This window comes from Mobiluncus mulieris (genome assembly GCF_014204735.1).
Classification (GTDB): Bacteria; Actinomycetota; Actinomycetes; order Actinomycetales; family Actinomycetaceae; genus Mobiluncus; species Mobiluncus mulieris.
The window spans coordinates 868227-880277 of record NZ_JACHMA010000001.1; the positions used below are offsets into that span (position 1 = coordinate 868227).

A 12051-nucleotide genomic window follows, 5' to 3' on the forward strand; every position below is an offset into this window, starting at 1 on the left:
GGGTGACGGCGCGGCCGGTAGAGGGCGTTTCTGTGGTAGCTCGGGGTGGGGTGGCGCGCGCGGTAAGGATTTTTCATTAGTATGGTAGCCGTGGTTACAACGAAAGACGTGCAAGATTACTCTGCCCATCACCTCTCGGTGCTCGAAGGGCTCGAGGCTGTGCGCAAACGCCCCGCCATGTACATCGGGTCGACCGACCAGCGCGGGCTGATGCACTGCCTGTGGGAGATTATCGACAACTCCGTCGACGAGGCGCTGGCCGGGTTTTGTGATCACATCGAGGTGTTCCTTTATCCCGATTATTCGGCGGAAGTCCGCGACAACGGACGCGGGGTGCCAGTTGATACCGTGCCGGGCACGGGTCTTTCCGGGGTGGAGGTCGTCTATACGAAACTGCATGCCGGAGGGAAGTTCGACTCCGGACTGTACAAGGTCGCCGGCGGTCTGCACGGGGTGGGTGCCTCGGTGGTAAACGCCCTGTCGGCGCGCATGGATGTGCAAGTTGACCGTGGGGGAGACATCCACCAGCTGCAGTTTCGTCGCGGCGAACCGGGGGTGTTTACGGATCATGAGGCGCTAAGCCCAAACAACCCTTTCGCCGCTTTCGAGGACGAATCAAAACTGACAAAACTGGGCAAAGTATCCAAAAGCCGTACCGGAACCCGGGTACGTTTCTGGGCGGATTTCCAAATCTTCCCTAAATCCACCGCCTTTGACTTTGAAAGCCTGAAAGAACGCGCCCGCAAAACTTCCTTCCTGGTACCCGGGTTGTGCATCACCGTAACCGATTTGCGTGGCGAAGAACCCCAAAGTGAAACCTACCTGCACAAGGGCGGCACTGTGGACTACGTGGAGTTCCTTGCCCCCGACAAAGGAATCACTGATACTTGGCAGCTGGTGGGTTCGGGCACTTTCCAAGAGACCGTGCAAGTGCTGAACCCGAAAACCGGGCATCTCGAACCCCAAGAACTAGAGCGAACCTGCGAGGTAGACATTGCGCTGCGCTGGGGGGCGGGCTATGACACCGTAGAGCAGTCCTATGTCAATATCATCGAAACCCCGGTGGGAGGAACACATATACAGGGCTTCGAGTCGGCTTTGGTGAAAACCCTGCGCACCGAAATCCAAGCCAATTCCCGCAAACTCAAGCTTGGCTCTAAAGACAATAAAATCGAAAAAGAAGATATTTTGGCGGGGATGACCGCAGTAATAACTGTGCGTCTGCCGGAACCCGAGTTTGAAGGTCAAACCAAGGAAGCCCTCGGTTCGGCGGCAGTGAAACCCATCGTTAGCCAGGTAGTTACCGAAAGGCTCAAAGCATTCCTGCACTCCAAGAAACGCGATGATAAAACCCAGGTTTCAGCGTTGTTGGAAAAAATCGTGGCTGAAATGCGTTCGCGGCTCTCCGCCCGGTTGTCCAAGGAAATCACCCGACGCAAAAATGCCTTGGAAACCTCGACCTTGCCTACCAAACTGGTGGATTGTCGCAGCAATGATGTCGAGAAATCCGAGTTGTTTATTGTGGAGGGTGACTCCGCCTTGGGAACCGCGAAATCTGCGCGTAACTCGGAATTTCAAGCCTTGTTCCCAATTCGTGGCAAAATCCTCAATGTCCAAAAAACCGGCACCGCCCAGATGCTGGGCAACGCAGAATGCGCGGCTATTATCCAGGTAATCGGAGCCGGCTCGGGGCGCACTTTTGACCTCGACCAGGCTCGGTATGGGAAAGTCATTATGATGACCGACGCGGATGTGGACGGAGCTCACATCCGTACCCTTTTGTTGACCCTATTCTTCCGCTATATGCGACCCTTGATTGCAGCGGGACGGGTCTATGCGGCAGTGCCGCCCCTGCATCGGATTCAAGTCAATGCGAAAGGTAAAACCCCAGGGGAATTTCGCTATACCTATTCTGAAGACCAGCTGCATCGTGAACTGGCGTATCTGGCACGAAACGGGCGCAGCTATAAGGAACCCATCCAACGCTACAAAGGTCTAGGCGAGATGGATGCCGACCAGTTGGCGGAAACCACTATGGATCCCCAGCATCGTACGTTGCGTCGTATCCGTCTAGTCGATGAACAACCGTTGCACACCGCCGAGGATGTGTTCGAGGTACTGATGGGTTCGGCGGTGCCGCCTCGCCGGGACTTTATCGTGCAGGGAGCCGCCAGACTGGACACGGAATTGATTGATGCCTAAACTCTGTTCTAGCAAAAATTAGCGAGCTTTAGCGGATGTTGCCATAATACTTACCAGGCATCATTTTAGAGCTAGAGGAGGGAGTTTGGTCGATATTTCGTCCGTATCCATGCCACAGACACCAGACTTAGTATGGAAACCACTGACCGTGGAAAACCGTGATGCGCTGGTGGGGCTGATTGCTGAGATGGAACGTATCGACAATCCACCCTACCGTACTTCCCCCACGGAAGTAGACCAGATTCTAGCCACGGATTTTGCGGGACTGGGAGGGTGGAATCAAGACTCCCGGCTGGTGGCCTACGCTATTGTCCGAGTCGTGGAAACCACTGGCGTGCAAGCCATCTGCTCCGGTGGAGTAGCAGCGGGGTGGCGCAAACGCGGGGTGGGAACCGAAATCTTGTCGTGGCAAGTAGAAGTGGCGCGCCTGATGCTGACCGGCTTGACTCGAACAGCTCAAATTGTGTGCCTCCTGGACAAGGTTGGCAGCAGTGCCACCACCTGGATGCGAACCTTCGGCTTCGAAAAAGCTCATTCTTTCCAGGAGTTACGCCGGAATCTACAAGTCCCGGTAGTCGAGGTCACCCCGGGAAAGTACCTCGAAATCGTTGCCTGGCAAGAGAGCTTTGACGACAAGGTTCGCCGCGCCCACAATGAGCTGATGCGCCTGACGACCGACACCCCCGCCCAGGACATGGTGTCTTGGACTTCGAATCGGCCTTTTTTTGCCCCGCAGTGGTCATTTATCGCCCTGGATAAATCCCATGATATTGCCCAGGTGGCGGGATATCTGCTTTCGGCTTGCTATAGGCAAGACTGGGAGGCACGTGGCTGGAAGGAAGGCTACATTGAAATGCTGGGGGTACTACCGGAATACGCCGAAACCCAAGTGGCTCCCGCCCTGCTTACCAACGCGTTGCGCGCTTACCAAGATGACGGCATGGATTATGCGGCGGTCGGTTTGGCCGAAGAAAACCCCACGGAAATCGCTAAACTCTATACCGAGTTCGGGTTTGAAACCACCGGCGAATCCACCATTTGGGTGGCTGAAGTCGCGCCTAACCCATCAGCCAAAAACCACAATCTGAGACTTTAAAGCACTACCGGAAGCATCGCGGCGTTCGTCTAAAGGTGGCAAAGCCACCGATTCGCTGCGGTCACCCAATGCCACCACGGGATCTTGCCCCACAAAAGCCTTACCTAGGGCGTATTCGCCCTTCAAGAAGCGCTGGGCGCGCACGCCCTGGCCACCTCGACCCTTTATGGGATAACGATCCAGCGGCGTGAGTTTCACAGAACTTTGATTCGCGCCCGGCATCGCGTCCATTACGGTGGCCACAGTTGCCACCACGGTTGATGCCACCTCTAGTTCCGGCAGAATCGCCCCGGCCAGCACTTTCGTGTTAGGACGCAGACTCATCCCGGCGACACCCCCCGCATTGCGTCCTTGGGGGCGAACCGCACTCGCCGGGGTACGCAGCAACTGGGCATCCGTAGAAACCAGTACGAACTGGGCATCATCGCCAGCTGCCCCCGCAAAAACCACCTGGTCAGTATCATCAAGATTGATAATTGGGAATCGATTCTGGGTACTGGGATAATCAGGGCGCATACGCTTAATCACCCCAGATTCGGTGATGATACCCACAATTTCGTCCTCGTCCAAGGACAAAATTCCAACCACGGTTTCACCTTCTTCCAGATTCGCGGCCGCCGCCAGCGGGGGAGCGCCTTCGAAAGACCAAGTCATATCCTCGCCGTCCGCCACAGTCTTGGCAGGTGGCAAAGTCAATGTGTCGAGTCGCACCACGAAACCACTGGAAGTAACCACCCCGAACACCCCCCGGGTTCGGGTTTCACAGCTGCCTGCAATCGGTATTCCGGCGGGGCGTTCGAAAGACACGGAGGCATCTATCCGCGCTGCCTCGCCGGTGGCAGACCACACAATCCGACAGGGTTCGTCGGTAACTTCCAAAGGAACTTCGCTAGTCAAGGTCACTCCCACTGCTGGGGCGAGGTCATCCTCAGCAGCCGCCACCGCTGTGCCGTCCTCCTCCAGCAGCAATGTCCGGCGGGGGCTAGACAGTGCCGTCGCCGTGTCCTGGAGCTCGCGGCGCACCACACCGTGCAGTTTCTCGGTGGAAGCCAAAACCGCCTCTAGTTCCGCGATGGCCGCGCGCAACTCGTCAGCCTCTGCCTCCAGCTCCAGGCGGGAAAACTTGGTGAGGCGACGCAGTTTTAACTCCAAAATGTACTCGGCTTGCGGCTCAGACAGGTCAAAAACCGAAATCAGGCGCGCCCGTGCCGCCGCCGAATCATCCGAAGAACGAATTACCTCGATTACCTCGTCAAGATTCAAAACAGCTATCAGTAGCCCATCTACCAGGTGGAGCCGTTCCCGTTTTTTACGCAAACGGAATTCGCTGCGTCGCCGGGTTACCTCGATGCGATGGTCAACAAAAACCTGTAACGCAGCTCGCAACCCCAGGGTTTTGACTTCCCCATCAACCAAGGCCACCGTGTTAATCCCAAAGGATTCCTGTAGCGGAGTGTGCTTATAGAGTGAAGCCAGGACAGCCTCGGGGTGGAAACCGGTTTTAACCTCTATCACCAAGCGCAGTCCGTTTTTTCGGTCGGACAGGTCTTGCCACCCCGATACCCCCTTGATTTTCCCGGAACTCACCGCGTCCTTGAGCTTTTCGGCCACTTTTTCCGGGCCCACCATATATGGCAGTTCTGTTACCACAATGCCGCGTTTTCGGGCCGTTACCTGTTCAATAGTGGCGCGCGCTCTGGTGACAAACACTCCGCGACCCGTCTCGTAGGCTTCCCTGATGCCTGCAGTACCTACAATCACCCCGCCACCGGGCAAATCCGGTCCGGGACAAAACCGCATCAAATCTTCCAGGCTAGCATCGGGATGATCCAGCAGATGAATCGCGCCAGCAATGGTTTCCCCCACGTTATGCGGGGGAATATTAGTAGCGACCCCCACTGCGATGCCGTTCACCCCGTTCACCAGCAGATTCGGAAAAGCTGCGGGTAAAACGGCGGGTTGTTGGAACTGGTTGTCATAGTTCGGAACAAAATCCACGGTGTCTTCGTCCAGACCTTCTACCAGGTACAAGGACGCCTGCGCTAAACGCGCCTCGGTATAACGGGCGGCTGCCGGACCGTCATCGGGGGAACCAAAGTTCCCGTGCCCATCCACCAGCGGCACCCGCAGATTAAACGGTTGCGCCAAGTGAACCAGAGCATCGTAAATCGCGGCATCCCCGTGGGGGTGCAACTTACCCATCACCTCGCCCACCACGCGCGAAGACTTCACATGTCCTTTGTCTGGAGTTAACCCCATCTGTTTCATTTGGAACAAGATGCGACGCTGTACCGGTTTCAAGCCATCCTTCGCATCGGGAAGAGCTCGGGAATGGATTACCGACAGAGCGTATTCAAGGAAAGAATTTTCCATTTCCTCGATTACGTCAATGTCTTCGATGTGGTCAACAGTTGTTTCAGAGGAATTGGACATAGGTATTATCATGAAGCAAACCCGACTGATTTCGCGAATCCCGCGCCGATAGTCCTCGAAACAGCCCGCCAAGCCAGACATCAGTGACACAATAAAGGGGTGAAGCCAACAGATTCCCAGTACGCCTTTATACAACCTCCCCAGACTCCAGGCTCGGATACCAGTTTGGCGGGGATACTCGCCGAGACCTTTGACACCGATGCTTTGGACGCCACCGGAGTCTCGAAGCACCTGGTGCTGGTAGTTATCGACGGTTTGGGATGGTGGAACCTCCAAGAATATCTGGGTCACGCCCCGAACTTACGCAGCCTGATTCGGCTTGCCCCTCATGAATCCGGGAAAAAACCCAAGCCAACCGCCCAACCCGACCCAGCCATCCAGCCGCACCCCCACGCAAGCCAATCGACCCCCACCAAGTTGTTTGCCAGCAATACCGCTCGCAGTGTCTTTCCCGCCACCACTGCCGCCGCCATCACCTCGCTGTTGACCGGAGCGGCTCCCGGCGCTCACAATATGTTGTCCTACCAGGTCTTTGACCCTAAAGTAGACCAACGTTTCAACCTGATTAGCTTCGAAGGCTATCCCGGCAAAGTCGAAGATTTCCAAAACCACCCCACCTGGTTTGAACAGCTCACCGCGCGGGGCGCCAAAACTTTCGCTTTGGGACCGAAACGGTTTATCGGCGGGGGACTGACCCGCGCGGCGCTGCGCGGAGCCGAATACGTGGCGGTGGATGCACTCGAAGAACGTGCCCGCCGAGCCGCGCTGTGTGGCGCGCAGGGTACTATGACGTACCTGTACATGGCGGAGGTCGACCACGCTGGACACAGCCACGGGGTGGGAAGCGAACCATGGCTGGGAGCCGTGGAAATCATCGACCGGGCGGTGGGGGTTTTGCTCGAGGAACTGCACGCCGATACCGAAGTGCTGATTACCGCTGACCACGGAATGCTGAACACTTGCGCCGAATTGACCTATGATTTGGCGACATTCCCGCTGGCCGACTGCCTGACCCAGGTTTCCGGCGAAGGGCGTGTCCTGCATTTGCGGGTTACCCCGGGACAGATTTCGCGGGTGCAAGAGTCACTGTCCGAGATTCTGGCGCCGTATTCGCCGGATACACTCGTGTTGACCCGGGAACAGACGATGGCTTTATTTGCGCAATACAACGGGGTGGGGGTGGTGCGTCCGGAGTTGCTGGGCGACGTGGTGATAGTCTCTGGCGGGTGCTCCCAGGTGCTGGATTCGCGCTTCTTTCAGCCGCAAACCTTCGCGATGAAAGGGATTCACGGCAGCTTGACCGAGGTGGAAATGCGCATACCGCAGTTGCGCTACATATGTTAGATTATCTTGCCTCGAGCCTTGAGCCACACGCATTTGCCGGTTGTTAGGTTCTGGTGGCGTCCCGGGGGGATGTGGCTCACCGGTGCGCTAAGTCGCTAGTTATTCCCCTTTGGAGCCGAACATGATTTCGTCCCAAGAAGGCATCTGGGCACGTCCTGCCCGGGATCGTTTTGGCTGGTTTGACTTGGACTCGGTCGCCGCGACCTGTTCCATTCCGGGTAAAATCGCCGCGCCTGGTGGGGTTTGTTCGGCAGCTGCCGGGAGGGATGCCGGTTCGTTGGTTGTTTTGATAGCGGTTTTCGCTGGGTTTTTTTCGGGTTCATGAGTTGCGGGCTGGCTCTCGGACTTAGCCTCAGTGGCGGATTTGCCGGAATGCCGGGTTGTGCCCTGGTGGGATATGAGCGAAGTTACCGCCGCACCTGTCGGGGTTCCAGTGTTTGCGCCGGGGGCGGCAGAGTCTTCGCGGAAACCCGAGGCGATAGCGGCCTGCATCGCGGAAATATCGTCGTCTTCCTCGCCAGAGACCACCGTCAGTCGGGTACCCCGAGCGGCATTCAGTTCGTCTAAGAGGGCTTCGGCCTTGGTATCTAGGGAAGATAGCACCTGGGAATTTGGGGTGTTTTCCGGATGGCTCCTCGTGACCCCGGAACCCGCAGCACCACCCGATACGCCGGAAGAGTCCGCATCGGCGTTACTGGGAAAAATGCTATGACGCAACAGGGATTCGGAACCAGCCGGGGTGGCGGTTTCTGTCAACCAACGTGATTGTTCGTCCAGGGCAGTCAAGACTCGGTTGTCCATGTCGAATTCCCAGTTGGCTTCGTAATTCTTGGCATCTTGGACGAATTCGAGGTGTACCACCCATTCTTCTCCCGGTTGACGGGTCGCATCCCAGTGCAGCGAAGCCGGATTCACCCCACGCGTTGCCAATCTATCCACCACTAAATCGCGCAGCTCAGGGGCATCGGCGTCGGGGGAAACTCGTGTTTCGCCGGCCTGTTGCCAAGCCCAAATTCTTTCAGACAGTACCGGATCTTCGTAACGTTTCACGTGCTCCAAGTCGACCCCAGCAGCAGAGGAGACTTCTTCGGCGGTGGCTCCAGCTCGAATCATAGATTGGATTTCACGGGGGCGAATCGAACCGGGATTCTTGACCTCTAGTGCGGTAGCCACCTTGCGGCGATGCTGACGCACCACGGAACGCAACTCTTCCTCGATAGGCAGAAGATAGCGTTCCCCTGAATTAGCAACGAGAACCAGGTGTTCCCCATCCGTGTGAATTCCGAGCAGTGAAAGAGCTTCCATGTATTCCTCCTGGCTCAAGATTGCCACAAAATGCCCGATTTTCATGGGCAACCCGCCGATAAAGGCGTTCCAAATCGTTTTTTTAGAGAGTTGATGCTAATATCTCCAAGCTAGAGTAAATCAACCGTCAAAAGGATTAGTTATGGCAACTGATTACGATGCCCCTAGAAAGCGCGACGAGGAAACCCCAGAGGAGTCGCTTGAAGAGCTGAAATCTCGGCGTAAAGATCCGGGGGATGCGGCTGTCGACGAAGACGAAGGCGAAGCAGCTGATTCATTCGAACTGCCCGGAGCGGATCTTTCCAACGAGGAACTTTCGGTACGGGTGGTTCCCAAACAGGACGACGAATTCGTGTGCTCCCAATGCTTCATGGTGCATCACGCCTCGCAGCTAGCCTATGAAGAGGATGGTAAGCCGGTATGCGTGGAATGCGCAGGCTAGGGATACACTGGGAAGAGCAAGGAAAGAATTAAACCGTCAACAGGGGAAGAAGAGGCATGGGGCTGTTCTCAAGGAAAAACCAAGCAAAAGATTCAACTGATTTGACCGCGACACCAAAATCCGAAGGCGCTACAGACGCGCAAACGGAGACGGGAAAATCCGCAGCAGTGAAATCGGCTGAGTCGAGCGGTAAAGTCAAAGCGGAAACCAGCGAGGCCGCTAAACAGCCTAAAGGCTTGCCGAATGGCCCCTTGGACTTATCCCAAATCAGCGACGACAAGATGGCGGAATATGCCGATTTTGGGGCGTTTCTGGTGCCGAAGATTGCGGGATTGGCGATACAACCCGAATCTCCGTTGGATGAAAAAAGCTTCGGATCTTTGACCATGCAATTTGGCAAAGCCGCAGTGGAGCTGCTGGCCGTGGCGGCACCGAAATCCCAAAGGCTATGGGAAGACTTGCGTAAAGAAGTTCGCGGTGACACCGCCAAACAGGGCAATACCTGCGAGGAGCGCCACGGAAGTTTTGGTGAAGAATTGCTAGTGCAGCTGGCGGTACAGGCCTCTAATGGCCAGCGGGGACACGTACAGATGCGTTACTGTGGGGTAGACGGCCCAAACTGGTTTGTGCGTCTGGTTTTCAACGGAGCCGTGTCTAAGGATGATTCTGATATGCAGATGCTTGAAAAAGCCGTGAAAGCTCTGGTAGTGGTGCGTGGGGCGCGACCTATGACCCCACGCTCGATTATCCCGGTGGTACTTCCCGACGAATTGACCCAACAGTTGGCGCAAATCCAACAAGAACAGCAAGCCTAGTCGCCGGTTTAGCCAGGACAACATGCCAGCACGCAAAGTAATCACTAGAACCGGAAAAGTACTTTCCAAGACTTTCTCGCCACCGAACCGGCCGCCCGTCTACGGAGTGCGGCTGCAAGATGCGTGGGGAATCATGCAGGTGAAATGGTTGGGGCGCCAAGAAGTTCCCGGCATAGATTTGGGGGTGACCCTCAAAGTAAGTGGAATTCCTGTTCCCGGGGAAGACGGCGAAACGCTGATAAACCCGGACTATCAACTCATGAAGGGCACATCATGAACTCGCCACAACCCGACATCGACCCCGAAACCGTAGCGAAACTGACCTCGCGCCTAGGACAATACGGAGCAAAACTCGATCAAAGCGAATTCTCGTGGCAAGACTCCGTGGGGGGATGGCGCGGTATCCTGGAATCCATTGGACCAACCCTGGTGTTCCTGGTGGCCTTCCTGGCCGGACTGGAAGTTTGGATGGCAGCGGCCGTTGCCCTGGGCTTTGCCGTGGTGTTGATTATTGTACGTCTGGTGCGTCGCCAAAGCTTGAGCCAGGCAATCGCCGGCTCCCTGATGGTGATTATCGGGGCGTTATGGGCCTGGAAAAGTGGCAAAGGCGAAAACTTCTTTATTATGGGGATTATCACCAATGCCGTGTACCTGGGGGTGTTCCTGGTATCACTGGTGGTGCGCTGGCCACTCATCGGTCTGGTAGTGGGGTGGTTTCGTCAGCAAGGTGTGGCGTGGCGTCGTGACCCGCAACTGCGCAGCGACCGGAAGGCCTACTATGCGGTGACTTTGCTGTGGATAGTAATGTTTGCTCTGCGCCTGGTAGTAAAAGTGCCACTGTACTTGGCCGGAAATGTGCCGGTTTTAGGCACCCTGCACTTGGTGATGGGGGTGCCGTTATTTGCCTTGGTTACCTATTTGAGTTGGCTGTTCCTGCGGCGTACCCACGGTGACTTCTTTACCCGCATCCCCGGGGAGAGTCCCGGAAATAGCGCTCTCTCCGCCAGCTCCGACACCGGTTCCGCAGTTGTGCGCGACAGCGACACCAGCCAAGACATTGCCTAGGTCTTGTTTGACGCCCTGTTGATTATCGGGAAGCAAGAACAACAGCTGGTCGCCTGGTTCCAAGTTGGCGACTAATGAAGCCGGCAAAGACTGGCCATCACGCAACACCGCTACCAGCAGCACCCCCTCCGGCCAAGAAACCCCAAGCAAAGGCAACCCCAGCACGGGGCAATCCGGCGGCAAAATCACTGAATACAGGGATGTGCGTGCGGCGTTGAAGTGGAAAATCCGCACCAAAACCCCCACGCTCACGGCCTCTTCCACCATTGAAGTCATCATTCGCGGCGTGGAAACCGGCACATCCACCCCCCAAGATTCATCAAACATCCACTCGTTTTTCGGGTTATTCACCCGCGCAATCACCCGGGGCACCCCGAACTGAGTCTTGGCCAACAGGGAAATCACCAGATTCGCCCGGTCATCACCGGTCGCGGCCACGATAACCTCGGCCTCTTTCGTACCGGCACGTTCCATCACATCCGGGGAAGCCACGTCACCTAGAATCCAATTTGCTTCCGCCACTGAGGAAACCTTCATCGCCTCGGGATTGGAGTCACACAAGGTAACATGGTGGCCGCGCGCCAAAAGCTCCCGGGCAATCGAACGCCCCACCGAGCCAGCCCCAGCAATCACAACCTGCATCGTCAATCCTCCTTGAAGACACGCGCCAAACGTGAAGCCACGGCGGGGCGCTTGGACGCAGTGACAAAAAAGTACAGTTCATCATTTTCTTGCAATATCGTGTCCTCACCCACCAGCGCTACCCGGGAAAATCGCGACACATAGGCGGCTCGTACCCCCAACACTTGTTGAATCTCTGCCACCGTGTGCCCCACCCAGGACGTCTCTAACAGGGCACGACACAAGACTAGTTTGCCTGTATCCTCGGTGAAAACCGCCTCGGAATCCAGGGGCAGTACCCGCGACAACAGACTCTGCGCCGTGCGATCCACCGTGCCCACAGTGGGAATTCCCAGTCGTTCGTAAACTTCGGCGCGACGAGGATCCGCGATTCGCGCCACAACCTTTTTCACCCCGTAAATTTCGCGGGCAATCCGCGCCGCGAGAATATTGGCATTGTCATCGTCGGCCACCGCCGCGAAGCCATAAGCATCTTCGATGCCGGCCTGACGTTGGGTGTCGCGGTCGTAGCCCTCGCCGGTGACTTTTTGCCCCTCGAAATCCTTGGGGAGTTTCCGGAAAGAATCCGGGTTGTTGTCAATCATCGCCAGACTGTGTCCGTGAGCGATGACCCCCTTAGCTAAGGTAGCTCCCACACGACCGCAGCCCATAATCACAAAATGCACGCTTAAAACATAACCCGCGCGACCGGATTTTTCGGTTTTTTC

Annotated in this window: 10 protein-coding genes and 1 pseudogene; 7 read left to right on the plus strand and 4 right to left on the minus strand. The window is 56.4% G+C overall.

The window, feature by feature from the left end; translation table 11 throughout:
* The first annotated feature begins 81 nt into the window (after positions 1-81).
* Together F4555_RS03980 and F4555_RS03985 are read left to right on the plus strand one after the other, a co-directional pair.
* Positions 82-2202: a DNA gyrase/topoisomerase IV subunit B gene (locus tag F4555_RS03980; RefSeq protein ID WP_004014942.1), complete on the plus strand. Its 2121-nt coding sequence runs from the start codon at positions 82-84 to the stop codon at positions 2200-2202.
* Positions 2203-2287: 85 nt separating this feature from the next.
* Positions 2288-3298 (plus strand): GNAT family N-acetyltransferase, encoded by a 1011-nt coding sequence (locus F4555_RS03985; protein ID WP_249262436.1) that lies wholly within the window; start codon positions 2288-2290, stop codon positions 3296-3298.
* Here F4555_RS03985 and F4555_RS03990 read toward each other — a convergent pair.
* Complete coding sequence (locus tag F4555_RS03990; RefSeq protein ID WP_004018045.1) at positions 3269-5812, minus strand: DNA gyrase/topoisomerase IV subunit A; 2544 nt, start codon at positions 5810-5812, stop codon at positions 3269-3271. The two genes, F4555_RS03985 and F4555_RS03990, sit on opposite strands and share 30 nt — an antisense overlap.
* An 18-nt stretch (positions 5813-5830) precedes the next feature.
* Here F4555_RS03990 and F4555_RS03995 point away from each other — a divergent pair, with 18 nt between their 5' ends.
* On the plus strand, positions 5831-7075 hold the full coding sequence (locus F4555_RS03995) for an alkaline phosphatase family protein (RefSeq protein ID WP_255312906.1): 1245 nt from the start codon (positions 5831-5833) through the stop codon (positions 7073-7075).
* 99 nt (positions 7076-7174) lie between these two features.
* On the opposite strand, the gene sepH is transcribed toward F4555_RS03995, so the two are convergent.
* Entirely contained in the window at positions 7175-8380 is a 1206-nt protein-coding gene (gene sepH, locus F4555_RS04000; protein ID WP_255312905.1) for a septation protein SepH, read from the minus strand.
* 142 nt (positions 8381-8522) lie between these two features.
* On the opposite strand from sepH, the gene F4555_RS04005 reads away from it, so the two are divergent.
* From F4555_RS04005 to F4555_RS04020, 4 genes and pseudogenes are all read left to right on the plus strand, one after another.
* Positions 8523-8822 carry a DUF4193 domain-containing protein gene (locus F4555_RS04005; protein ID WP_004012469.1) on the plus strand — a complete coding sequence of 100 codons (300 nt, stop codon included), beginning with the start codon at positions 8523-8525 and terminating at the stop codon, positions 8820-8822.
* Between the two features lie 56 nt (positions 8823-8878).
* Positions 8879-9637, plus strand: a complete 759-nt coding sequence (locus F4555_RS04010; RefSeq protein ID WP_004012468.1) for a DUF3710 domain-containing protein — start codon at positions 8879-8881, stop codon at positions 9635-9637.
* Between the two features lie 22 nt (positions 9638-9659).
* A complete protein-coding gene (locus tag F4555_RS04015; protein WP_004012467.1) occupies positions 9660-9914 on the plus strand; it encodes a single stranded DNA-binding domain-containing protein in 255 nt (84 codons plus the stop codon).
* Positions 9911-10522 (plus strand): annotated as a pseudogene (locus F4555_RS04020) (DUF3159 domain-containing protein); the annotation flags it as partial. The gene F4555_RS04015 and the pseudogene F4555_RS04020, both read left to right, overlap by 4 nt.
* A 12-nt stretch (positions 10523-10534) precedes the next feature.
* On the opposite strand, the gene F4555_RS04025 reads toward F4555_RS04020, so the two are convergent.
* Positions 10535-11344 (minus strand): potassium channel family protein, encoded by an 810-nt coding sequence (locus F4555_RS04025; RefSeq protein ID WP_004016867.1) that lies wholly within the window; start codon positions 11342-11344, stop codon positions 10535-10537.
* A 2-nt stretch (positions 11345-11346) separates the two neighbouring features.
* On the minus strand, positions 11347-12009 hold the full coding sequence (locus F4555_RS04030; protein WP_004014951.1) for a potassium channel family protein: 663 nt from the start codon (positions 12007-12009) through the stop codon (positions 11347-11349).
* Between the last annotated feature and the right edge of the window lie 42 nt (positions 12010-12051).

Coding starts and splice junctions, on each gene's coding strand:
- F4555_RS04005 (WP_004012469.1), top strand. CDS start 8,523: ATGGCAACTGATTACGATGCCCCTAGAAAGCGCGACGAGGAAACCCCA.
- F4555_RS04025 (WP_004016867.1), bottom strand. CDS start 11,344: ATGCAGGTTGTGATTGCTGGGGCTGGCTCGGTGGGGCGTTCGATTGCC.
- F4555_RS04010 (WP_004012468.1), top strand. CDS start 8,879: ATGGGGCTGTTCTCAAGGAAAAACCAAGCAAAAGATTCAACTGATTTG.
- F4555_RS03980 (WP_004014942.1), top strand. CDS start 82: ATGGTAGCCGTGGTTACAACGAAAGACGTGCAAGATTACTCTGCCCAT.
- sepH (WP_255312905.1), bottom strand. CDS start 8,380: ATGGAAGCTCTTTCACTGCTCGGAATTCACACGGATGGGGAACACCTG.
- F4555_RS03990 (WP_004018045.1), bottom strand. CDS start 5,812: ATGTCTGGCTTGGCGGGCTGTTTCGAGGACTATCGGCGCGGGATTCGC.
- F4555_RS04015 (WP_004012467.1), top strand. CDS start 9,660: ATGCCAGCACGCAAAGTAATCACTAGAACCGGAAAAGTACTTTCCAAG.